Source organism: Actinoplanes sp. TFC3, assembly GCF_001553785.1.
GTDB lineage: Bacteria > Actinomycetota > Actinomycetes > Mycobacteriales > Micromonosporaceae > Actinoplanes.
Genome location: NZ_LOJP01000001.1, coordinates 5,145,651 through 5,169,369, shown reverse-complemented (window position 1 = coordinate 5,169,369; position 23,719 = coordinate 5,145,651). Strand labels below are relative to the sequence as shown.

The following is a 23,719-nucleotide window of genomic DNA, read 5'->3' as shown; positions in this document are numbered from 1 at the left end:
ACTCATGGGTCACCCCGCGATCCTGACCGTCGACGACGACCCTTCGGTGTCCCGGGCCATCGCTCGTGACCTGCGCCGCCGGTACGGCGAGACCTACCGGATCATCCGGGCCGCCTCGGCCGCCGACGCGCTTGACGCCCTCAAGGACCTCAAGCTGCGCGGTGGCCGGGTCGCGGTGATCCTGGCCGACTACCGCATGCCCCAGATGAACGGCATCGAGTTCCTGGAGCAGGCCATGGACCTGTTCCCCAACGCGCGCCGGGCGCTGCTGACCGCGTACGCCGACACCGACGCCGCGATCCAGGCGATCAACGTGGTGGACGTGGACCACTACCTGCTCAAGCCCTGGGACCCGCCGGAGGAGAAGCTCTACCCGGTCATCGACGCGCTGCTGGACGCCTGGCAGGCCACCGGCGACCGCGAGGTGGCCGACATCCGGGTCGTCGGGCACCGGTGGAGCGAGCCGTCCTACCAGATCCGCGACTTCCTGGCGCGCAACCTGGTGCCGTACAAGTGGTTCTCCGCCGACGACCCGGAAGGGTTGCGCCTGCTGGAGGCCGCCGGGGTGGGGCCCGAGTCGATTCCGCTCGTGGTCACCGCGGACGGCCGCGCCCTGCACCAGCCCTCCACCGGCGAGGTGGCCGAGGCGGCCGGGTTGTCCACCGCCCCCAACCGTGACTTCTACGACCTGGTCATCGTCGGCGGCGGCCCGGCCGGGCTCGGCGCCGCGGTCTACGGCGCGTCCGAGGGCCTCAAGACGCTGCTGGTCGAGCGGCAAGCGGTCGGCGGCCAGGCCGGGCAGAGCTCGCGCATCGAAAACTACCTCGGTTTCCCCGACGGCATCTCCGGCGCCCAGCTCACCGACCGGGCGCGCCGGCAGGCCGGCAAGTTCGAGGCCGAGGTGCTCAACACCCGCGAGGTCACCGGTCTGCGGCTGGACGGTTCGGCGCGCACGCTGACCTTCTCCGACGGCGGCGAGATCTCCGCGCACTCGATCGTGCTGGCCACCGGCGTTGCCTACCGCCCGCTGGTCGCCGAGGGCATCGCCGGCCTGACCGGCTCCGGGGTCTACTACGGTTCCGCCTCCACCGAGGGGCCCTCCTGCGCCGGCAGCGACGTTTACATCGTCGGCGGGGCGAACTCAGCCGGTCAGGCCGCGCTCTTCTTCTCCCGGTACGCCCGCAGCGTCACCCTGCTCGTGCGAGGCGACTCGCTCGAGGCGTCGATGTCGTACTACCTGATCCAGCAGCTCGACCGGATCGAGAACATCTCGGTGCGCACCCGCTGCGAGGTGGTCGGCGCCGCCGGCAACGGGCACCTGCAGACAATCACCGTGTGCGACAGCAAGAACGGCTCGGTGGCCAGCGTCGAATGCGGCTACCTGTTCATCTTCATCGGGGCCGAACCGCGCACCGACTGGCTCGGCGACGCGCTGGCCCGCGACGAGAAGGGCTTCGTGTACACCGGGCCGGATCTGCTCCGAAACGGCACCCGTCCAGCGGGATGGGATCGCGACCGGGATCCGTTCTACCTGGAGTGCAGTGTTCCCGGCATCTTCGCCGCCGGCGACGTCCGGGCCAACTCGGTCAAACGGGTGGCCTCGGCGGTCGGCGAGGGCGCGATGGCCGTCACGCTGGTCCATCGTTACCTGGAGGCACAGTAGATGTCCGGCCCCGTTGAGGAGATCAAGCTTCAGCCCTGCGAACCCGGCAAGCTCGGCATCGACGAGCTGCGCACGCTGTTCCTGTTCGAGAAGCTGACCGACGATCAGCTCACCTGGATCGCCCAGCACGGCTGCACCATGCACGCCCCGGCCGGCTCGCTCGTGCTGCGCGAGGGCGACCCGGCCGACCAGTTCTTCATTCTGCTCAGCGGCACCATCGCGCTGACCCGCCGGGTCGGCCAGGACGACGTGGAAACCAACCGCACCGAGCAGCGCGGCGTGTACATGGGCGCCACCCAGGCCTACATCCGCGATGAGGGCGTGCAGCGCAAGTACATGGGCTCCATGCGGGCGCTTGACGACTCCGACTTCTTCATGATGTCGGCGGCCGACTTCGGCAAGATGATGCGCGAGTGGTTCCCCATGGCGATCCACCTGCTCGAAGGCCTCGCCCTGGGCATGCGCAGCACCCAGGCCGCAATCAGCGAACGCCAGCGGCTGATGGCCCTGGGCTCGCTGTCCGCCGGGCTCATGCACGAGCTCAACAACCCGGCCGCCGCGGCTTCCCGGGCCACCGGCGCCCTGCGCCAGCGGGTGGCCGGCATGCGCCACAAGCTCGGCATGCTGGCCGCCGGCAAGGTTCCCCCGGAACGGCTCGTCGCGCTGGTCGAGCTGCAGGAAGAGGTCATCGAGCGCGCCGCCAAGGCCCCGGTGCTGACCGCCATGCAGACCGCCGACCGCGAGGACGAGCTGGGCGAGTGGCTGGAGGAACGCCACGTCACCGGCGCGTGGGACGTGGCAGCGGTGTTCGCCCAGGGTGGGCTCGACGTGGAGTGCCTGGAGCAGATCCAGGCCAAGCTCGAAACGCCGAAGCTGCTGGACAAGGCGGTCCAGTGGATCAGCTACGCGCTGGAAACCGAGCAACTGATGAGCGACATCGAGGACGCCACCGGCCGGGTGTCGAACCTGGTGTCGGCGGCCAAGCAGTATTCCCAGCTCGACCGCGCCGCCCACCAATGGATTGACGTGCACACCGGCCTGGACAGCACGCTGGTGATGCTCAGCCACAAGATCGGCACCGGCGTGAAGATCGAGAAGGAGTACGACCGCACCCTGCCCCAGATCCCGGCCCACCCGGCCGAGCTGAACCAGGTGTGGACCAACATCATCGACAATGCGGTCCAGGCTATGAGCGCCGCCGGCACCCTGACCGTGCGCACCTACCGCGAGGATGACCAGGTCATCGTCTCGATCGGCGACACCGGCCCGGGCATCCCCGACCACGTCCGCAAGCGCGTCTTCGAACCCTTCTTCACCACCAAGCCCGTGGGTGAGGGCACCGGCCTGGGCCTGGACATCTCCTACCGCATCGTCACCAACGGCCACGGCGGCGACATCCTCGTGCAGTCAAAGCCTGGCGACACCAAGTTCCTGGTCAAGCTCCCCATCACCGAGCCACCCTCCCGCTGACCCAGCCGCGTCCATGGAGATCAAGCTGCTGGCCGGCTACGCCTGCCGGCCGCCCGTGCCGGATCAGCGGCTGTCCGAGCCCTCCCCTGTCACCGCTGCCCTGCCCGCTTCCAGGCGCGCGATCGGCACCCGGAACGGCGAGCATGACACGTAGTGCAAGCCCACCTGGTCGAAGAAGTGCACCGACTCCGGGTCGCCACCGTGTTCGCCGCACACCCCCAGCTTCAGGTGCGGCTTGACCTGGCGGCCCTCCTCCGCGGCGATGCGGATGAGCCGGCCGACGCCCTCGCGGTCGATGGCTTCGAACGGGGAGATGCCGAAGATGCCCAGTTCCAGGTAGCGCCAGAAGAAGGCGCCCTCCACGTCGTCGCGGGAGAAGCCCCACGCCATCTGGGTCAGGTCGTTGGTGCCGAAGGAGAAGAAGTCGGCGGCTTCGGCGATCTGGCCCGCGGTCAGGGCGGCGCGGGGGACCTCGATCATCGTGCCGATCAGGACCTGGACGCCGGTGCCGGCGATCACCTCCTCGACGATGTGCTCGCCCTCGCTGCGGACCATTTCCAGCTCCTGCACCGCGCCGACCAGGGGGACCATGATTTCCGGGCGGGGATCCAGGCCCTCGGCGGCCAACTGGGCGGCGGCCTGGGCGATCGCTCGCACCTGCATGGCGAACAGGCCGGGGATGACCAGCCCGAGACGCACCCCGCGCAGGCCCAGCATCGGGTTCTGCTCATGCATCCGGCGTACGGCATCCAGCAGTTGTTCGTCCTCGGAGTGCTCCTCACCGCGTTCCCGGGCCACCGCGACGGACACGGCAAGCTCCTCCAGCGACGGCAGGAACTCGTGCAGCGGCGGATCGATCAGGCGCACGGTCACCGGCAAGCCGTCCATGGCCCGGAACAGCTCGATGAAGTCGTCGCGTTGCAGGGGCAGCAGCGCGTTGAGCGCCTTGGTGCGGTCGACCTCGCTCTGGGCCAGGATGAGCTTCTCCACCAGCTCCTTGCGGTCGCCGAGGAACATGTGCTCGGTGCGGCACAGGCCGATGCCTTGCGCGCCGAACCGACGAGCCCGTGCAGCGTCCGCACCGGTGTCCGCGTTGGTGCGCACGGCCAGGCGGCGGCGCTGGTCGGCATGGCGCATGATCGCGTCGACGGCCTCGACCAGCGTGGAATCGACCCGCTCGCCCTCGAAATACTGGACGACCTCCGACGGCCGCACGGGGACCGGGCCGAGGTAGACGCGCCCGCTGGTGCCGTCGATGGAGATCACGTCACCTTCCGAGACGGTACGGCCGGACACCGCGAACCGGTCGGCGGCGATCTCCAGCTCGTCGGCACCGCAGACACAGGTGCGACCCATGCCCCGGGCGACGACTGCCGCGTGGCTGGTCTTTCCGCCCCGCGCGGTCAGGATGCCCTTGGCGGCGATCATCCCGGCCAGGTCCTCCGGGTTGGTCTCGCGGCGCACCAGGATGACGTCGTGACCGGCCGCGGCCAGCTCGACGGCCCGGTCGGCGCTGAACACGGCCTGCCCGGCCGCGGCACCCGGGGAGGCGCCGATGCCCCGGGTCAGCGTGGCGGGCTCGCCGGCCAGGTCGAAGCGCGGGAACATCAGCTGGGCGAGCTGGGCCCCGGACACCCGGCGCAGCGCCTCATCGAGGTCGATCATGCCCTCGGCGACCAGCTGAGCGGCAATGCGGAAGGCGGCTCCCGCGGTGCGCTTGCCGACCCGGGTCTGCAGCATCCACAGCTTGCCGCGTTCGATGGTGAACTCGATGTCACACAGGTCGCGGTAGTGGCCCTCGAGCGTGGCCATGATGGCGAGCAGTTCGTCGTACGAGCGCGGGTCGAGGTCTTTGAGTGCCTGCAGCGCCACGGTGTTGCGGATCCCGGCGACCACGTCCTCACCCTGCGCGTTCTGCAGGTAGTCGCCGTAGATGCCCTGCGCGCCGCTCGCCGGGTCGCGGGTGAACGCCACGCCGGTGCCCGAGTCCGGTCCGAGGTTGCCGAACACCATGGCCACCACGTTGACAGCGGTGCCCAGGTCGGCGGGGATGCGCTCCTGGCGGCGGTAGAGCACCGCGCGCTCGGCGTTCCAGGACCGGAAGACCGCCTCCATGGCCTGGCGCATCTGCTCGCGGGGCTCCTGTGGGAACTCGCGACCGGTGTACTTGACGAAAATGCGTTTGTACCGCTCGGTCAGCGCCCGCAGATCATCGGCGTCCAACGCGAGATCGTCGGTTACTCCGCGGACTTTCTTGGCCTCTTCGAGGGCATCGGAGAATTCTTCTCCGGGAACGTCGCACACGGTTTTGCCGAACATCTGCAGCAGCCGCCGGTAGGAATCCCAGGCGAACCGGTCGTCGCCGCCGGCCTGGGCCGCGAGTCCGGCCACGCTGGCGTCGTTGAGCCCGACGTTGAGCACCGTCTCCATCATGCCCGGCATCGAGAACGCGGCCCCCGAGCGCACCGAGACGAGCAGCGGGTCGGCGGGATCTCCCAGCTCACGACCCATGCTCTGCTCCAACGCGGCGAGCTGGGAGTCGATCTCGGCGGCCAGCCCGTCCGGCGCGCTCCCGGTGGCCAGGTAGGCGCGGCAGGCCTCGGTGGTGACGGTGAATCCGGCCGGCACCGGCAGCCCCAGCCGGGTCATCTCGGCGAGGTTGGCACCCTTGCCACCGAGCAACTGCTTGAGATCTTTGTGGCCTTCGGAAAAATCGTAGACATACTTCTGGACAGCCATTGATCGCCTCCAAAGGGAATTCACGGAGGTTAAATGCCGTGAACAACCATTCTCCAGCGACCGTGAAGAATTGCACAGGCTCGCGCACGCCGCTGCTCGCTGCGGCGCTCCCGCGAGCAGAAGTGCGCAGGTGTCAGGTTCGTCATGCTTGGTTGCCGTTGGAAATGGGCACGTCACAGGACTGGCACATGAGCTGACAAGGCTCCGGGCAAGCGGACGAACGACATAGGCGGTCAGACACATGACGGAGTCACTAAGGCTCAGCAAGGGCAGCGAGGGCGAGGGCGGCGGCAAGCCCGTGGCCGGCACCGCGCTCACCCTCGGTGTCGAGGAAGAACTGCACGTGGTGGATCTGAAGAGCCGTGAGCTGGTGCCCCGCGCGCCCGAAGTGCTGCAGCAACTGGACGAAATCAACTACTCCGCCGAGCTGCACCGCTCGGTGGTGGAGACCAACACCCCGGTCGCCCAGGGCCTCGACGACCTGCGCGAGGGCATCGTCGGGCTGCGCCGGCGGGCCATCGGGGTGGCCGAGTCGCTCGGGCTCGGCCTGGTCGCCGCGGGCACGGTCCCGATCGTCGACCTGGACTCGCTGCCGGTCACCCCGACCTCGCGCTACCGGCGGATGGTCGACGAATACCAGATGCTGGCCCGCGAGCAGTTGATCTGCGGGGCCCAGGTGCACGTCGGCATCGCCGACCGCGACGAGGCCGTCTCGATCGCCCAGCGGGTGACGCCGGCGCTGCCGGTGCTGCTGGCGTTGTCGACCAGCTCGCCCTACTGGATGGGCGAGGACAGCGGGTACGCCAGCGTGCGCTCGCTGGTGTGGATGCGCTGGCCCACCGCCGGGGACAGCGGTGTGGTCACCGACGCCGCTGACCATGACGCTCTGGTCGGCGACCTGATCGCCTCGGGCACGATCAGCGACCCGAAGATGGTCTACTTCGACGTGCGCCCGTCGGCCCACCTGCCCACCGTCGAGTTGCGGGTCACCGACTCCAGCCCCGATGTGGACACCGTGGTGCTGCTCGCCGGGTTGTTCCGCGGCCTGGTGCTGCGCGCCCAGCAGGACTACCGCGCCGGGCGCCCGGTGGTGCCGACCCGCCCGCCGCTGCACCGCGCGGCGATGTGGCGAGCCGCGCGCTCCGGGCTCGAGGGCGATCTGCTGGACCTGCCGCACTCGCCTGCCCCGGTGCCCGCCGCGGTGGCGGTGGAACGGCTGGTCGCCGATCTGCGCCCGCAACTGGAGGAGCTGGGCGACTGGGAGCAGGTGTTCGACCTGTCCGTGCGCTCGCTCAGCCGGGGCAGCTCGGCTGCCCGTCAGCGGCGCGCGATGGCCCGGCGCGGGCGCATCTCCGACGTGGTCGACCTGGTCGTGGCCGACACCCGCGGCGGCGCCACCGGCATCGGCCCGGACGGGCAGAGCGTCCCGGCCGGGCTCACCCCGTACGCGGCGGTCGGCGATGAGGCGTTCCCGAACGGTGACGTCGCTTCGTCGTACGAGGGAATCGTCACGGTCCTGAGCGCCCTCGGGCCGGCCGGCCTGCGTCGCCGCGAGGACGCCAAGGACGACGAACAGCGCGCCCGCGGCATCACGTTCAGCGTGGCCGGCGAGGCGGCGACCCGGCTCTTCCCGTTCGATCTCGTGCCGCGCATCGTGCCCGCCGCTGACTGGCAGCAGCTCGACGGCGGGCTCATCCAGCGGGTGCGGGCGCTCGACGCCTTCGTCAACGACGTGTACGGCGAGCGCGAGGTGGTCCGCGACGGCATCATCCCGGAGTGGGTCATCGACGGCTCCCCCGAGCTGCGGCCCAGCGGCGCCCTGATCAACCGGCCCGGCGTGCGCGCCCAGGTGGCAGGGGTCGACCTGGTCCGCGACGGCGACGGCAACTGGTGTGTCCTGGAGGACAACCTGCGCGTGCCCTCGGGCATCGCCTATGCCATGCAGAACCGGCGCCTGGCCGAGACCGTGCTGCCCGAGCTGCCCCGCCCGGACTCGCTGATCAGCCCCGAGTCGACTCCTCAGCTGCTCAAACGGGCGCTGCTGGACGCGGCCGGGGCGGCGGCGGGTGACGATCCTCAGTTGGTCGTGCTCAGCCAGGGCCCGGATGACTCGGCGTGGTTCGAGCACACCATGCTGGCCGAGGAGATGGGCGTGCCGCTGGTGCGCAGCACCGACCTGCTGGTCGACGAGGGCGTGGTGCACCGCGTGCGCAACGGCCGCAAGCACCGCGTCGACGTGATCTACCTGCGGATGGGCGAGGACAGCCTGGTGCACTCGCCGGGCGCCGACGGGATGCCGCTGGGGCCGAGCCTGGTCACCGCGCTCAGCGCCAACTCCGTCGTGCTGGCCAACGCCCTGGGCAACGGCATCGGCGACGACAAGGCGGTCTACGCGTACGTCCCCCAGCTCATCGAGTACTACCTCGGTGAGAAGCCGCTGCTCAACGACGTGCCCACCTACCTGTGCGGCATTCCCGAGCAGCGGGCCGAGGTGCTCGACCGGCTGGCCGAGCTGGTCCTCAAGCCGGTGGACGGCTACGGCGGCGACCGGGTCATGATCGGTCCGCACGCCGGGGAGCAGGACCTCGCAGCGGTACGGCGCCAGATCAAAACCGCCCCGCACCGCTGGGTGGCGCAGGAAGTCGTGGCGCTGTCGACCGCCCCGGTGTTCGACGGTCACGAACTCTCACCGCGGCACGTGGACCTGCGCGCCTTCGTGTTCACCGGCCGCGAGTCGGTGGTCGCCCCGGCCGCCCTGACCCGGGTCGCCCCGGCCGGCAGCATGATCGTCAACTCGTCGCGCGGCGGCGGCTCAAAAGACACCTGGTTGCTTTCATAGGGCTGCTGTCACAGCAGTGAAACACCCCGGAAACGAACAGCGTGGAGGTTGTTGAACATGTGCGGAATCGGCGGCGAACTCAGGTTCGACGACCGGGCGGCCGACCCCGGGGCCGTCCGCCGCATGCTGCCCTGCCTGCAGCACCGCGGCCCGGACGCCGAGGGACTGTGGCACGACGGGCCGGTGGCTCTCGGCCACCGCCGGTTGCAGATCATCGACCTGTCGGCCTCCGGCGCGCAGCCCATGACCGACGAGCAGCTCGGTCTCACGCTGGTCTTCAACGGTTGCATCTACAACTACCAGCAATTGCGTGCGGAGCTGCGGGGGTACGGCTACACGTTCTTCTCGTCCTCGGACACCGAGGTGATCCTCAAGGCGTACCACCGGTGGGGCGCCGACTGCGTGCAGCACTTCCTGGGCATGTTCGCCTTCGCCGTCCTGGAGCACGCCACCGGCACGGTGATGCTGGCCCGCGACCGGCTCGGCATCAAGCCGATGTACCTGGCCGAGACGCCGGGCCGGCTGCGCTTCGCCTCCAACCTGCCGGCCCTGCTGGCCGCCGGTGACGTGGACACCTCGATCGACAAGGTGGCCCTGCAGCACTACATGACGTTCCACTCGGTGGTCCCGGCGCCGCGCACGATCATCACCGGTGTGCGCAAGCTTCCCCCGGCCACGGTGCGCATCATCCAGCGCGACGGCCGGTCCACCGAGCACGTGTACTGGGAGGCCTCCCACACGCGCAAGGCCGCTGACAACTGGCCCGAGGCCATTCATGAGGCCCTGCGCACCGCTGTCGAGCGGCGAATGGTCGCCGACGTGCCGGTCGGCGTGCTGCTGTCCGGCGGGCTGGACTCCTCCTACATCGTGGCGCTGCTGGCCGAGCAGGGTCAGCGCGGGCTCACCACGTTCTCCATCGGCTTCGAATCGGCGGCGGGGGAGAGCGGCGACGAGTTCGCGTACTCCGACATCATCGCCAAGCAGTTCGACACCCGTCACCACCAGATCAGGATCGGCCGGGACCGGTTCCTGCCGGCGGTGGCCCGTACGGTCGCGGCGATGAGCGAGCCCATGGTCAGCCACGACGCCATCGCCTTCAACCTGCTCAGCGAGGACGTCGCGCAGCACGTCAAGGTGGTGCAGTCGGGGCAGGGGGCCGACGAGATCCTGGCCGGCTACAGCTGGTACCCGCCGCTGGCCGGCGTGGCGCGGGATCGCGCTGTGGACGCGTACGCGCAGGAGTTCTTTGATCGTCCGCACCGTGAGCTGGCCCGTCAGCTGAACCCGCAGTGGCTGATCGACACCGACGTCAGCCGCGAGTTCGTTGCCGCCCACTTCGCCCGCCCCGGCGCCGCAACCGCAGTGGATGCGGCGTTGCGGCTCGACACCCAGGTCATGCTCGTTGACGATCCGGTCAAGCGGGTCGACAACATGACCATGGACTGGGGACTGGAGGCGCGGGTGCCGTTCCTGGATCACGAGCTCGTCGAGCTGGCCGCGGCCTGCCCGCCGGAGCTCAAGCTCGCCCAGGGTGGCAAGGGCGTGCTCAAGGACGCGGCCCGCGGCGTGGTGCCCGACGAGGTCATCGACCGGACCAAGGGCTATTTCCCGGTCCCGGGCATCCGGCACCTCGAGGGACGCATGCTGGAGATGGTCCGCGACGCCCTGCACGCCCCGGCGGCCCGCGATCGGGCACTTTTCCGCCCGGAGTATGTTGACGCGCTCCTGGCCGTCCCCAACACTCCTCGTACAACCCTCGGCGCGAACCAGCTCTGGCAGGTTGCGCTGCTGGAGATGTGGTTGCAGGACAAAGGCATCTGATCTGCTGAAGGAGGACCCCGTATGACCGGTCAGCTCAACCGTGTCGACGTCACCGTTTTGCCCGCCGGCTGGCTGACCAAAGGGTCCTATCCGTCCGAGGTCTCGGGTAGCTGGTCGCCGGCGTTGTCGCCGGACGGCCGGCACGCGGCGTACGTGTCGGACCGCAGCGGCATGCCCAAGGTGTGGGTGCAGCCGGTGGGCAGCGACCTGACCTTCCTGGTCGACACCGGCGACGAGCCGGTCGTGTCGGTGCACTGGTCGTACGGCGGCGGCTGGCTGGCCTGCGTGCTCGCGCCCGGCGGGGCCCCGCGTACGGAGGTGTGGCTGGTGCGCCCGGACGGCTCGGCGCTGCACCAGGTCGCCGGCTTCGGCGCGGACAGTGCCGAGAACGTGCGGTGCCTGCCGGGGCGCCCGCTGCTCGCGGTGACCGAGAACATGACCACCACCCTGCTCATCGACGCCGCCGAGGGCACCCGCACGCAGGTCTGCACCGGCGAGCTGGTGTCGCTGTTCGACGTGTCCCGCGACCGTTCCCGGGCTCTGCTGCGGCTGGGCCCGCGCGGCAGCCGCTACGTCGTCGTCCGCGACCTGCACACCGGTGTCGACGAGTACGTGACCAGCGGCGAGCAGGCCTGCTTCGCCCCCGACGGCTCGATCTGGGCGCGCAGTGACACCGGCGACCGCCCGGTGCTGCTGCACGGCACCGAGATCGTGGCGTCGGCGGCGCAGGCCGAGGTCGAGGCGTTCGCGCTCACCGCCGACGCCAGCGAGGTCGCTGTGCTGTGGAACGTCGACGGCGGCCGCTCCGAGCTGACGGTCGGCACCACGGCGATCGACCTGCCCGGCTGGGTCGCCGCGAACCCGGTGTGGAGCGCCGACGGCAGCACGCTGGCGTTCACCGCCGAGGGGCCCGGCCAGCCGCACGGCGTGTGGACCTGGTCGGCCGAGGGCGGACTCGCGGCGGTCTCGGTGGACGAGGTGACCACCGACGCGGTGCTGCCCACGCTGCGCCGTTTCCCGTCACACGATGGGCTGGAGATCAGCGGGTGGCTGTTCGAACCGGCCACGCCCGGCCCGCACCCGACCGTGCTGTGGCTGCACGGCGGACCCGAGGCGCAGGAGCGGCCCGGGCACGGCCCGCTGTTCCAGTCGCTGGTGGCGCGCGGGATCGCGGTGTTCGCCGCCAACGTGCGCGGGTCATCGGGCTTCGGGCGCACCTTCGTCAACGCGGACAACGGCGCGCTGCGCTACGCGGCGATCGCTGACGTGGCGGCGTGTGTGGACCACCTGGTCGCGAGCGGGGTGGCCGATGCCGCGCGGGTTGGCTGCATGGGACGGTCGTACGGGGGCTACCTGACGTTGGCGGCGCTGGTGACGTACCCCTCGATGTTCGCGGTTGGTATTGATGTCTGCGGCATGAGCAACTTTGCGACGTTCTACGAGCACACCGAACCGTGGATCGCGGCGGCCGCGGTGTCGAAGTACGGCGACCCGGTGCGCGACGCCGAGCTGCTGCGTGACCTGTCGCCGATCACCCGCATCGACAACCTGCGCACACCGCTGATGGTGGTGCACGGCGCGAACGACAGCAACGTGCCGGTGATCGAGGCCGAGCAGGTCGTCGAGGCGCTGACCGACCGCGGGGTCGAGCACCGGTACCTGCTGTTCCCGGGTGAGGGTCACGAGCTGCTGCACCGCTCCTCGCGCGCCGAATATTTGCGCGAGACCCTCGACTGGCTGGGCGGTCACCTGCTCGGTGGATCTATGACGGGTAACACGTCCCTTTTGTGACCGACGACGTTGCCGCTCGCGGCCCTTCAGGGGAAGGGTGGAGGGCACGCGAGCGGAAACGGAGACATGGACATGCGAGGCGGGGCCCGGGCATGGGCGGTGTGGGCCGTCGGGCTCTCGGCATATGTGGTGGCGGTGCTGGACCGCACGTCGCTCGGCGTGGCCGGGCTGGATGCGCAGCAGCGCTTCGGGATCGGCGCGAGCGCACTGGCCTCGTTCGCGGTGTTGCAGCTACTGGTCTACGCCGGACTGCAGGTGCCCGTGGGCGTGCTGCTGGATCGCTTCGGCTCGCTGCGCCTGGTGGTCGGCGGCGCGCTGATCATGGCGGCCGGTCAGCTGCTGATGGCCTTCTCCGACGGGCTCGGCGGCGCGATCGTGGCGCGGGTGCTGGTCGGCGCGGGCGATGCGATGACGTTCATCAGCGTGCTGCGCCTGGTGCCACAGTGGTTCCCGACCAAGCGCGTCCCGGTCGTGACCCAGCTCACCGGCATCATCGGGCAGTTCGGCCAGATCCTGTCCGCGGTGCCGCTGGCCGCGCTGCTGGCCGGGCCCGGCTGGAGCACTGCGTTCCTTGGCGCCGCAGGCACTGGGATCTTCATCGCGGTGGTCGCGCTGGTGGCCCTGCACGACAGCCCCGACCGGCGGATCAGCTCCGGCGAGGCGATCACCGCGCGCCTGCTCGGCGCCGACCTGGTCACCGCGTGGCAGCACCCGGGCACCCGGCTCGGGCTGTGGACCCACTTCAGCACCCAGTTCCCCGGCACGGTGTTCGCGCTGATCTGGGGCTACCCGTTCCTGCTGGCCGGCGAGGGCCTGTCGCGGGGCACGGCGAGCACGCTGCTGACCATGTACGTGGTGGTCGGCATGATCGGCGGTCCGCTGTTCGGCATCGTGGTGCAGCGTCACCCGCTCCGGCGATCCTGGGTGGTGCTCAGCGTCGTGGCGGCCAATGCGCTGGGCTGGGGCATCGTGCTGGCCTGGCCGGGCCGGGCGCCGCTGGGGGTGCTCGCGCTGCTGATGATCGCGCTCGGGCTGGGCGGTCCCGGCTCGATGATCGGCTTCGAGTTCGCCCGCACGTTCAACCCGCCCAACCGCCTGGGCACCGCGACCGGCATCGTCAACGTCGGCGGCTTCGTGGCCTCGCTGATCACCATTCTGCTGGTCGGGCTGATCCTCGACGCCCGCACCGGCGGATCGGCTGATTACGACATAGCAGACTTCAAAGTCGCGCTTTCGGTGCAGTACGTACTGATGGCCATCGGTGTCCTGGGTATTCTTCGAACCCGTCGGCTCGCCCGGCGACGACTTGCGGCCGAGGGCGTCCACGTCCGGCCGCTGCGTGAGGTGCTTGCCGAACGCGGGTGGTTTAACGCCCAGCGCATCGGTAAAGGCTGAATCTCGCGCCGTATCTACAACAGCTTCGTGTGAGGAGGACATGACTGAGTACGCACCGGACCGTCTCTGGTCCGGCATCCAGGTCAGTAAGGTCATCGCCGGAACGTTGGCGGCGGTGACTGCGGCAGTGCTTGGCTCCTTCCTGGGAGTCGCCGGCACCCTGGCAGGAGCGGCGTTGGCCAGCGTGGTCGGCTCCGTAGGAACGGAGATCTTCAACAACTCCCTGAAACGCGGTACGAAAACCCTGCAGCAGGTGGCGCCCACGTTCGTCAAGGCGCCCGCCGCGGTCGGCACCCCCGAGGTGGCCGCCGCGACCGAGCAGGAGAACCCGGCGCACACCACGCCGGTGGAGCCGCGCAAGCCGATCCGCTGGAAGCCGGTGACGATGGGCGCGGTCGCCGTGTTCATCATCGCCATGGGCGTGATCTTCGCGGTGGAGGCGATGGCGGGCGAGCCCCTCAACTCCCTCACCACCGGCAAGTCCTCGAACGGCTCGACCATCTCGCACCTGGTGGGCAACAACAGCGACAGCAAGCCCACCCCCGCGCCATCGGCCACGCCGGCGGAGTCCGCGGACCCGCAGCAGAGCGGCGAGCCGACCGACGACCCGTCCTCGGCCACGGACGGCACGCAGCCCAGCGACTCGGCGACCACCTCGCCGACCGGTGAGCAGACGACCGAGCCGACCAGCCAGCCGACGACGGACGCGCCGCAGACCGGCACCCCGGACTCGGGCACCGGCGACGGCACGGGCACGGGGACGGGCAACGGCTCGAACAGCAACTCCGGCTCGAACAGCGACTCGGGCTCGAACAGCAACTCGGGCTCGAACAGCAACTCGGGCACCACCTCGGGTGAGCAGTCGCGGCAGGACCTGGCTCCTGCCCCGACCGAGTAGGCCGCTGATCATCACGGCCCCGGCTACCGCCTTCGCGGTGGTGGCCGGGGCCGTTTCCTTTGCCCCGATCGCGGGGACTAACCCGGCGACGAGGGGAGCGACATGAAGGTGACCGAGCTGCTGGCCGAGGCGTACGGCCGCCTGCCCGACCTGGTGTCCGGGGCGGTGCAGGATCTCAGCGCCGAGCAGCTGGCCCAGGCGCCGGCGCCAGGCGCGAACACGGTCGGCTGGCTGGTGTGGCACCTCACCCGGGTGCAGGACAGCCACATCGCGGAGCTGCTGGACCAGGATCAGCTGTATGCCTCCGGCGAGTGGGCGGCAAGCTTCGGGCTCAACCCCGACCCCGGCGACACCGGGTACGGCCACAAGCCCGGCCAGATCAGCCAGGTGCGCCCCCGCGACGCTCAGGCCCTGATCGACTACTACCAGGCCGTGCACGACCGCACGCTCAAGTACCTTGCCGGACTGTCCGAGGCGGACCTCGACCGCGTGGTCGACGAGGGCTGGGACCCGCCGGTGACCCTCGGTGCCCGGCTGATCAGCGTCCTCGACGACGACGTCCAGCACGCGGGTCAGGCCGCCTATGTGCGCGGGTTGGTGAAGTAGGCGCGGCCCTGATGCGCGCCTGTCTGGGTGACAGCGCGGTGCTGTCCTTCGACGCTGAGCGTCGCGACAAGGTGGTCGGCGTGGTCCTTGGGCGAGGCTTCCTCCAGTTGGCCTCGCCCACCGAAGTCAACCAGAACCTGGTTGCTGCGGGGGAGCCCCCCGCGCCGCCCCAGTGCCTGGGAGGTCGCTGAGAGTATCGGCAGGATCAACGATATGTAACAAGGCGTTCACGGAGCCTGGTTATGGTGACCGGAATATCCCGCTTGAGGGATTCTCATTTCTCGCCGTAACGGCTCCGAAAGGGACCATCATGCCCACGCCGGACATTGCCGACGTAGATGCGCCCCAGCGCTGGCGGAACCTGCTCAAGCACGACCTGCCCGCGTCGATCGTCGTCTTTCTCATCGCCATCCCGCTGTCGCTCGGCATCGCCGCAGCCTCGGGGGCGCCGCTGCTCGCCGGGCTGGTCGCCGCCGTGGTCGGCGGGGTCGTAGCCGGACTCCTCAGCGGCGCCCCGCTGCAGGTCAGCGGGCCCGCGGCCGGGCTCACCGTGATCGTCGCGGGCACCGTGGCCGACTTCGGGTGGGCCGCCACCACCGCGATCGTGGCCATGGCCGGGCTCGTGCAGCTGCTCCTCGGCGCGCTCAGGCTCGGCCGGGCCGCGCTGGCCCTGTCGCCAGCCGTCGTGCACGGCATGCTCGCCGGCATCGGCATCGTGATCGCGCTCAGCCAGGTGCACGTCGTGCTGGGCGGCGACGCGCAGAGCGAAGCCTGGCAGAATCTGCGCGAGTTGCCCGCCCAGATCGTCGGGCACCACGGTCAAGCCGTGCTCCTCGGCGTGCTCACCATCGCCATCCTGCTGCTCTGGCCGCGTTTCGTGAAGCTGTCGCTGCTGCCCGGCGCGCTGGTCGCGGTGAGCGTGGCGACGCTGACCGCGGGTCTCGGCGGCTTCGACGTCGCGCGCGTCGAATTGCCCAGCAACCCGCTCGGGGAGCTGACCTTCCCGCACCTGCCCGAGGGCGGGTTCGTACCGGTCGCGGTGGCCGTGCTGACGATCGCGTTGGTGGCCAGCGTGGAGTCGCTGCTGTCCGCGGTGGCCGTCGACAAGCTGCACGACGGCAAGCGAGCCGACCTGAACAAGGAGTTGCTCGCCCAGGGCGCGGCGAACACAGTGTCCGGTGCGCTCGGCGGATTGCCGGTTACCGGCGTGATCGTGCGCAGCTCGACGAACGTGGCGGCCGGGGCTCGTACCCGGATGTCCGCGGTTCTGCACGGTTTGTGGATTGCCCTTTGTGTGCTGGCCTTCACCGCGCTGCTGGAGCAGATCCCGCTCTCCGCGCTGGCCGCTGTGCTTGTCGTGGTCGGGTTGCGGCTGGTGAGCCTGGCACAGATCAAGTCCTATCGGCGCCATCGCGAGCTGCCGACGTACCTGGTGACCGCCTTTGCCGTGGTCTTCACCGATCTGCTCACGGGGGTGGCGCTGGGCATGGCCACGGCGGTGCTGCTCATGCTGCTGCGCCTGGCGCGCTGCGAGATCACCCGCAGCTCCCCGGCGGACGGTCAGTGGTCTGTCGTCATCACCGGAACCCTGGCTTTCATCGGAGCCGGTCGGGTGGCCCGGGAGCTGTCGGCGGTCCCGGCCGGAGCCCATGTGGAGCTGGAGTTGCACCTCGACTACCTGGATCAGGGCGCCTTCGAAAGCATCAAGGACTGGCAGGAGGCGTACGTCCGCAGCGGCGGGACGGTGCACATCCGTGAGATGCACGGCCGGTGGTTCCGGGAGGCCACCTCGGGCCGGCTCGGCGGGAACAAGTCGCACCGGCGCATGCCGCGGTTCCTGGGCTCGTGGTCGCAGTGGGTGTCGCGGAGCGAGCGGCGGGCCGCGATGCAAGCAGGGATTGACGAGTTCGAGCGCAGTGTCGCGCCGCTCGTGCAGCCGCATCTGGCCGATTTGGCCCGGGAGGGTCAGCGGCCGGAACAATTGTTCATCACGTGTGCCGACTCACGGCTTGTCCCGAACCTGATCACCACCAGCGGACCCGGTGACCTGTTCACCATTCGCAATGTGGGAAACATCGTGCCCGCCTATGGATCCGGGGATGCCTCGGTCGGCGCCGGTATCGAATATGCGGTTGATGTTCTCGGCGTTTCCGCGATCACCGTGTGCGGGCATTCCGGCTGCGGCGCGGTGCGGGCCCTGATGGGCGGAGCCGCCGGTACGCCCTCGGATCTCGGTGCCTGGCTGGCCGAATCCCGCGTGGCCTTGTCCGCATCGGACAGTGAAGAGGACTGCATCACCGCCAATGTGGCGCAGCAGATCGAGAACATCCGCAGTTATCCCAGCGTGCGCACGGCAATCGACGCGGGCAGGTTGACGCTGACCGGTTTCTATTTCGATCTGGCCGAGGCGCGGATGTATTCCGTCGAGCGAGGGGAGCGCAAGCCCGTCAATGTCGCATGACTGACAGATGCGCTTTTGCCATTGAGCTACGCGACGGTACGGCCCAAGGTGAATCGGGGGCTGGAGGTGACGTGGCAACGGCGCAGCGAATGGTACGGGCGGGGGACATCGTCATTGTGGGGCGGGCTGCCAGCGTGCAGTTCGCCGGTTCCGCCGGGTTCGCGTACCGCATCGTCGAAGTGGATGCGCGCCCCACCTACGACGGCTGGGTGTGGCTCGACGGTTTCCAACTCGATCGATGCGGCAGGGCCGTGCTGCGGCGCCGGATATTCGTCCGAGAGGCTGGTTTACGCCGCCGCCATCCCAGGCAAGCATGAGTCATGGCCCATAGTGAATCTTCACTGACTCCCGGTGACATCGTGTTCGTCGGGCGCGCCGCCAGCGTGCAGTTCACGGGCCGCTCCGGGTTTGCCTTTCGGATCATCGCCGTCGATGCCCGGCCCACCTACGACGGCTGGGTATGGCTGGAGGGCTACCAGCTCGACATCCGCGGACAGGCCGTAGCCCGGCGACGCATCTTCGTATGCGAAGCCGGGCTACGGACCGGGCAACTCAGACCGTTACCGGCTTCCAGGAACTCTGGTCCGCGAGGTCGGTGAGCCGCAGCCCCTCGGTGATCTGCCTGACCTGGGCGTCGGTCAGCGTCTCGCCGTAGTTGTTGACGTCGACCAGGTAGTCACCCTTGACGATCGTGCAGGAGCGGTTGCCCTCGAAGCAGTGCACGCCGTCCCGGCCCCTGATCGAGGAGATCTTGGATTCGCCCTTGGACACGGTGATCGCCAGATGCCCCGGCAGGATCTCATCGATGCGGGTGGCCGGGTCGGCCACCGCACCCTGCTGCAGGAACACCTTCGAGCCGGGCAGCCCGGTTGACGCGTCGTTCTGGGCCACCGCGACGGCCTGCCACCCCTGAGGCAGATAACCAAAGGTGTACGGCACCTTGAGCTCGCGCTTGCTGCCGGTGCTCAGCTTGGCCGCGATCTGCGCCACCTCGGCCCGCGTGATGTCGGTGTGACCGTAGTTGGGCACCAGGGTGGCCCAGGCGTTGTCGGCGTACTGCCACGCCAGCGCGGACCGTACCCACTTCTTCGATTCGTCGCCGGGCTGCGCGAACGTCCAGTCGCGCCCGATCGCCTCACGGCCATCCACCCTCAGCCGGTATTCGTCGCCGATGACCAGCGTCGCATCGCCAGCGCCGCCGAACGTCGACGGGTCGTACACATCCTTGTCGTACACGGTGATCGTGGCCCCGGCATACGGGTACGTCGTCCCGTTGTCGTCCGGCCACGTCTCGCCGTCGTACACCGGCAGCTCGGTGTACCCATCGGTGACCTGACCGGCCGGGCCGACCGTGTACCTGCCCACCTGGTACGTCCCCAGCGTGGTGGTGAACCGCACCTTCTTGACCGGCAGCGGCGGCGTCGCCGGCTTGGCCGGGGGAGCCGAGAACGAAGCCACCGGCGCCGACGGGGCAGCGGCCGGCGCGAGCCCGTCGGCGCCACCGCGGGGGCTGAACTGAACCACCGCGGTCGCCGCGATTGCCAGGCAAGCAACGGCGCCGCCGCCCATCGCCGTGAGCCGCTTGGCGCGCACCCGGCGGGCGCGGCCGATGATGTCCTCAGTTGTCGTGTGCGCCGGCGGCGGCGGTGCGGCCTGCGCCGACTTCAAAACGTCCTGGATGTGGTACGACACGCTCGTCCCCTTCGTCGTGCAGCATGATGTCGTCGGCGGCCAGCACGGCTCGCAAGGTGGCCAGCCCTCGGGCGCTCTGGCTCTTGACGGTGCCGGGCCGGCATTTCAGGGCCTCGGCGGTTTCCTCGACGCTGAGACCCTCGAGGAACCTCAGGACGAGCACCGCGCGCTGCCGTGCGGGCACATGTGCCAGAGCCGCGCGTAACCGCAGCCGCTCGTCGACATCACCGGCGTGATCGGGCAGCGCCACCTCCGGCAGCGAATCCCCGAACGAGCGCTCCCGCCGCCACGGCCGGCGTTTCTCGCTGATGGCGGCCCGGACCACCATCGTGCGAACGTAGGCATCCGGGGCGGTGATCTTGCTCCAGCGCAGGTACAGCTTCGCCAGGGCGCCGGCGACGGCGTCCTCGGCGGTCTGCCAGTCGCCGCAGGTCACGTACGCGAGGGCCCGCAGCGGCTCGAACCGGCTGCGGGCGAACTCGCGGAAATTGTCCGCGTCTTCGGCATCCACTCGGTCGTGCTCCCTTCCTCGCCGGTAAGAGGTGCGGCAGGCTTGGAAGGGTTGCACGGACGGCCGAGAAACTTCGAAGACGTCAGTTGCGGTTGATGGTGAATGTCGACGTGGTGTTCTCGATGTCCCGGTAGTTGTTGCTCAACTGCAGGTTGGTGAAGGTGGCCGAGCCGGCAGCGGGGCCCTGGTTCGCCTCGGGCAGCGGGTTCGCCCAGACGGCGAAACCGGACTTGGCGTCGTACTCGTCACCGCTCTTGCGGGCGCCGGTGATCGAGACGTTGGTGAACACGGTGTCCTTGATGATGTTGACTGGCTGGCCGCCGACATACTGGGTCTGGAACATGATGCCCGCGTACGTGGGATCGACGATGTCGACGTTGCTGACCCGGATGCCCTGGAACACCTTGGACGCCGAGAACAGCCAGATCGCCGGGAACACCTGCGCGCCCCAGAAATGGCCACCGGCCCGCACAATCGTGATGTTGTCGAACACGGTCGGCGGGCTGGCTCCGAAGCCGTTCATCGGGTAGCCGAAGTCCAGCGAGCTGATCGTGATGCCCGAGTACACCAGCGTGTCCGCGATGTAGATGTTGCGGAAGGTGTTGGCGTACCCGCCGTACACCGCGATGCCGGCGGCCCGCCAGGTCAGCGTGGTGCTCAGGTTGGAGTACACGTTGTTGATCTCGTCGCTGCCGCCCGCGTCGATCGCCGAGAACAGCGCGAAGCTGTCGTCGCCGGTGGCCCGCGCATCGTTGTTGTCGACCAGGTTGTCGGTGCTGCCGTTGGTCATGTTGACCCCGTCGGCGAACGTGTCACGGATCCGCGAGTTCTTGATCACCATCCGGTCGGTGTTGGCCCCCCAGTACAGGCACACCACGTGCTCGGCCCAGATGTTGTCGATGGTTATCCCGGACAGGTTGGCGAAATCGAACACCTTGCCCGGCCCGTCGACGCGGATGGTGTAGTTGCCGAAGAACGCGAAGTTCTTGAACGTCGACCCGTTGGCCCCGGCGTCGGCCCGGAAACCGGCGTCGGTCTGCGCCTGATCCTGCGGCGTGACGAACCGGGTGTACCAGGGCCCGGCACCGACGACCTGGATGGCGCGGCCGTACACCTGCAACTTGTTGGCCGTCGAGTAGTCGCCCGCCGGCAGGTAGACCCCCGCCTTGCTGGTGTCCATCCGGGCCGCGTCGAGCGCCGCCTGCACGGACTGCTGGTCAAAACCGGTGGGTACCACGTACGTGGCCGGGTTCGGGTTGGCGATCGGCGCGACCTGCTCGGTGTTGACGAAGTCGACAGCGATGGCGCCGCCGTTGCCGCTGTCCTTCTGCAGCTTGATGGTGCTGCCGGCCGGGAAGGAACCGGTCAGGAAGGTGTTCGCCTCGTCGTAGATGTGCCGGGGGTTCGTACCCGAGTTCTGTGGCTGATCTTCTTGCCCATAGAGCCACGCAAAGCGCGAGGTGAGCGGCAGCGTCTTGTTCAGTGTGCCGTTGACGTAGACGTTGATCGAGCTGGTGGTGGTATCAGGGATCGAGAACCGCGCGACGATCGTGTTCGTTGCCGCCCGGGTGGTCCACTGCACGTACGCGCCGGTTGTGGTCAACGTGACCGCCTTGCGCCCGGACGCCTCACCGGCCAGATCCCCCACCTTGCGGTTCGGGCCGACCACCTGAGCGCCGCCGCCGAGCGTGCCATCCTCGGCCTCGTACATGTCGTACGGCATGTTGGCGCCGCGGCCCACGAAGAACGGCTTCTCGCTGGTGTTGTTGGCCTGCTTGACCGCCAGCTCGTTGGCGTCGGCGGCGACCACCGTGCGCACCGTGTACTTGCCGTTCGCCGCCGTCCACGTGCCCAGGCTGATCGCCGGGGAGGACGCCCCCGCCGCCAGCGTGCCCGTCCACGAGCCGGTCAGCGTCTTGACCGTCGACCCGTTGTCACCGGCCACCGTGAGCGTCACCGCGTGCGCGCCCCCGGCCGTAGCCGTCGTGCCCTGGTTCTTGAGCGTCACCGAGAACGTGACGGTCTGGCCTGCCGACGGGTTGCCCGGCGACCAGCTCACAGCCGACGCGATCAGGTCCGAGCTCTGCACCGGGGCGACGACCAGGTTCGAGGGGTTCGTGTACTCGTTGTTCGCCTCGTTCTGCTCGATGACGGTGTTCGCCTCGTCGGCTACGGCGCTCAGGGGGTAGGTGCCGGCGTTCTGGGCTGGGATGGTTACGGTGACTGTTGTTGAGGCTCCGGCGGGCAGGGCTGGGACTTGTTGCTCGGCTGCCTTCGCTGCGCCTACGTGGATGCTGATTTTGATGGCTGGGCTGGGGGCGGTGCCGGCGTTGCGGACCGTGGCCGACACCGTGATGGTGTCGGTCTCCACCGGAGCTGCCGGGGTGAACGACATGCCTGTGACGGTGAGGTCCGGGTTCGGGGCCGGCACTCCGATGACCTGGAACTCGGCCACCTGTCCGCTCGGTGCGCCGCTGTTTGCCGTGAAGCTGAGCCGCACGTCCGCCGCTGTCGCGCTGACCGGGATGCTGACGGTGTTACCCGACGCCGGGTTGAACGTGTAGGTCGCTTCCGCCACCAGCGTTGTGTAAGCGGTGCTGTTCTGTTCCCGGCCGAGAACCGCAAATCTTTGCGTGCGGGGGCCCCAATCGCTTGCCGGGTTGAGCTTCACCACGACCGTGCTGAGCGCCGCGTTTGCCCCGAGCGCCACCGTCAGGTTCGCGGGATAGGCGCTGCCTTCCCAGTACGTCGCCGTGTCGTTGTCGTTGGCATTGCTCGCCACAAACGTGAAAATCGACGACGACGCGGTGATCGGTTTCCCCACCGCCAGGTTCGTGCCGTCGGAAACCGACCCCGTCCGCGTCACCGTATTGCTGGCCGCCGACACGTTCCCAGCGGCATCCCGCGCCTTGACGTAGTAAGCGACGGTCACGTTCGCCGGCTGGCTGTCCACAAACGTCAACGCGTTGACCGTAGTTTTCAGCTGCCCGTTCGCATAGACCTCATACCCGGTCACCCCCACGTTGTCGCTCGACGCTCCCCACGCCAGGCGGATCTGCCCCGCCGCCGGCTGCGTGTAGGACAACGTCCCCGGTGTTGCCGGTGCCACGGTGTCGCCGCTCTGCCCGGTGCGGGTGACCGTGTTGCTGTTCGCCGACACGTTGCCGGCCGCGTCGCGGGCCCGCACGTAGTACTGGACCGTTGCGCTGTCCGGCTGGTTGTCGAGGTAGGTCGTCACGTTCCCGGCCACCGTGGTTTTGAGCTGGCCGTTCGCGTAGACGTCGTAGCCCGCCACGCCGGTGTTGTCGGTCGAAGCTGACCAGGTGAGCCGGATCTGCCCGCTTGACGGCTGGCTGAGCGTGAGGTTCCCCGGCGTGCTCGGCGCCTGCGTGTCACCCGCCGCCGGCCCGTAGACCTCAAGCTCGCTGATCTGGGCCGCCGGCCAGCCCGTGTTACCCGTGACGGTGAGCCTCACATACCGGGCCGTCGCCGCCGGGAAGTCAATGGTGACCGTGTTGCCGGACGCCGGGTTGAACGCGTAACCCGCGCTGCCCTTCAACGTGGTGAAAGAACTTCCGTTGCTGCTGCCCTGAACTGCCAGGGTTTGCGTCCGGGTCTGCCAGGCTGCTGCCGGGGGGAGCTTGAGGATCACCTGGTTCGTGGCGGTGGCCTGGCCGAGGTCGACTTGGAGCCATTGGGGGAAGGCGTTGCTGGCGCTCTCCCAGTAGGTGGAGGCGTTGCCATCGCCGGCGTTTGCTGAGGTGTAGACGTCGGCGTAGGTGCTGGCCGAGAAGGTCTTGTTGGCGGCCAGGTTGGGGGTGGCTGCTTGGGCG

Annotated in this window: 14 protein-coding genes; 10 read left to right on the top strand and 4 right to left on the bottom strand. The window is 69.2% G+C overall.

Annotated features, from left to right (window positions below; all coding sequences use genetic code 11):
- Nucleotides 1–4: 4 nt before the first annotated feature.
- Together TFC3_RS23265 and TFC3_RS23260 are read left to right on the top strand one after the other, a co-directional pair.
- Entirely contained in the window at nucleotides 5–1,663 is a 1,659-nt protein-coding gene (locus TFC3_RS23265) for an FAD-dependent oxidoreductase (protein WP_067503721.1), read from the top strand.
- Nucleotides 1,664–3,133: an ATP-binding protein gene (locus TFC3_RS23260; RefSeq protein ID WP_067503704.1), complete on the top strand. Its 1,470-nt coding sequence runs from the start codon at nucleotides 1,664–1,666 to the stop codon at nucleotides 3,131–3,133. It begins immediately after the preceding gene.
- A gap of 63 nt (nucleotides 3,134–3,196) precedes the next feature.
- Here TFC3_RS23260 and ppdK read toward each other — a convergent pair whose 3' ends face one another.
- Nucleotides 3,197–5,872, bottom strand: coding sequence for a pyruvate, phosphate dikinase (gene ppdK / locus TFC3_RS23255; RefSeq protein ID WP_067503702.1), 2,676 nt, complete (start codon nucleotides 5,870–5,872; stop codon nucleotides 3,197–3,199).
- Between the two features lie 241 nt (nucleotides 5,873–6,113).
- On the opposite strand from ppdK, the gene TFC3_RS23250 reads away from it, so the two are divergent.
- The 8 genes from TFC3_RS23250 (at nucleotide 6,114) to TFC3_RS23210 (ending at nucleotide 18,000) form a co-directional block, all read left to right on the top strand.
- On the top strand, nucleotides 6,114–8,711 hold the full coding sequence (locus TFC3_RS23250) for a carboxylate--amine ligase/circularly permuted type 2 ATP-grasp protein (RefSeq protein WP_201787202.1): 2,598 nt from the start codon (nucleotides 6,114–6,116) through the stop codon (nucleotides 8,709–8,711).
- A 57-nt stretch (nucleotides 8,712–8,768) separates the two neighbouring features.
- On the top strand, nucleotides 8,769–10,532 hold the full coding sequence (locus tag TFC3_RS23245; RefSeq protein ID WP_067503699.1) for an N-acetylglutaminylglutamine amidotransferase: 1,764 nt from the start codon (nucleotides 8,769–8,771) through the stop codon (nucleotides 10,530–10,532).
- Between the two features lie 21 nt (nucleotides 10,533–10,553).
- The gene (locus TFC3_RS23240; RefSeq protein WP_067503696.1) at nucleotides 10,554–12,323 is read left to right on the top strand and encodes a S9 family peptidase; all 1,770 of its coding nucleotides are present in this window, start codon (nucleotides 10,554–10,556) and stop codon (nucleotides 12,321–12,323) included.
- A gap of 72 nt (nucleotides 12,324–12,395) precedes the next feature.
- A complete protein-coding gene (locus TFC3_RS23235) occupies nucleotides 12,396–13,718 on the top strand; it encodes a nitrate/nitrite transporter (protein ID WP_236718268.1) in 1,323 nt (440 codons plus the stop codon).
- 40 nt (nucleotides 13,719–13,758) lie between these two features.
- Nucleotides 13,759–14,616 carry a hypothetical protein gene (locus TFC3_RS23230; RefSeq protein WP_067503690.1) on the top strand — a complete coding sequence of 286 codons (858 nt, stop codon included), beginning with the start codon at nucleotides 13,759–13,761 and terminating at the stop codon, nucleotides 14,614–14,616.
- A 102-nt stretch (nucleotides 14,617–14,718) separates the two neighbouring features.
- Nucleotides 14,719–15,222, top strand: a complete 504-nt coding sequence (locus TFC3_RS23225; RefSeq protein WP_067503687.1) for a DinB family protein — start codon at nucleotides 14,719–14,721, stop codon at nucleotides 15,220–15,222.
- Between the two features lie 310 nt (nucleotides 15,223–15,532).
- Complete coding sequence (locus TFC3_RS23215) at nucleotides 15,533–17,683, top strand: SulP family inorganic anion transporter (protein WP_067503681.1); 2,151 nt, start codon at nucleotides 15,533–15,535, stop codon at nucleotides 17,681–17,683.
- A gap of 71 nt (nucleotides 17,684–17,754) precedes the next feature.
- Nucleotides 17,755–18,000, top strand: a complete 246-nt coding sequence (locus tag TFC3_RS23210) for a hypothetical protein (RefSeq protein ID WP_369819641.1) — start codon at nucleotides 17,755–17,757, stop codon at nucleotides 17,998–18,000.
- Nucleotides 18,001–18,235: 235 nt separating this feature from the next.
- Here TFC3_RS23210 and TFC3_RS23205 read toward each other — a convergent pair whose 3' ends face one another.
- From TFC3_RS23205 to TFC3_RS23195, 3 genes are all read right to left on the bottom strand, one after another.
- Entirely contained in the window at nucleotides 18,236–19,375 is a 1,140-nt protein-coding gene (locus tag TFC3_RS23205; RefSeq protein ID WP_153040352.1) for a hypothetical protein, read from the bottom strand.
- Nucleotides 19,302–19,886: a SigE family RNA polymerase sigma factor gene (locus tag TFC3_RS23200; protein WP_067503675.1), complete on the bottom strand. Its 585-nt coding sequence runs from the start codon at nucleotides 19,884–19,886 to the stop codon at nucleotides 19,302–19,304. Before TFC3_RS23200 ends, TFC3_RS23205 begins: the two co-directional genes overlap by 74 nt.
- An 82-nt stretch (nucleotides 19,887–19,968) precedes the next feature.
- A partial coding sequence (locus tag TFC3_RS23195) for a discoidin domain-containing protein (RefSeq protein ID WP_067503671.1) occupies nucleotides 19,969–23,719 on the bottom strand: 3,751 nt, incomplete at its 5' end.

Coding starts and splice junctions, on each gene's coding strand:
- TFC3_RS23235 (WP_236718268.1), top strand. CDS start 12,396: ATGCGAGGCGGGGCCCGGGCATGGGCGGTGTGGGCCGTCGGGCTCTCG.
- TFC3_RS23245 (WP_067503699.1), top strand. CDS start 8,769: ATGTGCGGAATCGGCGGCGAACTCAGGTTCGACGACCGGGCGGCCGAC.
- TFC3_RS23240 (WP_067503696.1), top strand. CDS start 10,554: ATGACCGGTCAGCTCAACCGTGTCGACGTCACCGTTTTGCCCGCCGGC.
- TFC3_RS23250 (WP_201787202.1), top strand. CDS start 6,114: ATGACGGAGTCACTAAGGCTCAGCAAGGGCAGCGAGGGCGAGGGCGGC.
- TFC3_RS23225 (WP_067503687.1), top strand. CDS start 14,719: ATGAAGGTGACCGAGCTGCTGGCCGAGGCGTACGGCCGCCTGCCCGAC.
- TFC3_RS23215 (WP_067503681.1), top strand. CDS start 15,533: ATGCCCACGCCGGACATTGCCGACGTAGATGCGCCCCAGCGCTGGCGG.
- TFC3_RS23230 (WP_067503690.1), top strand. CDS start 13,759: ATGACTGAGTACGCACCGGACCGTCTCTGGTCCGGCATCCAGGTCAGT.
- TFC3_RS23265 (WP_067503721.1), top strand. CDS start 5: ATGGGTCACCCCGCGATCCTGACCGTCGACGACGACCCTTCGGTGTCC.
- TFC3_RS23260 (WP_067503704.1), top strand. CDS start 1,664: ATGTCCGGCCCCGTTGAGGAGATCAAGCTTCAGCCCTGCGAACCCGGC.
- ppdK (WP_067503702.1), bottom strand. CDS start 5,872: ATGGCTGTCCAGAAGTATGTCTACGATTTTTCCGAAGGCCACAAAGAT.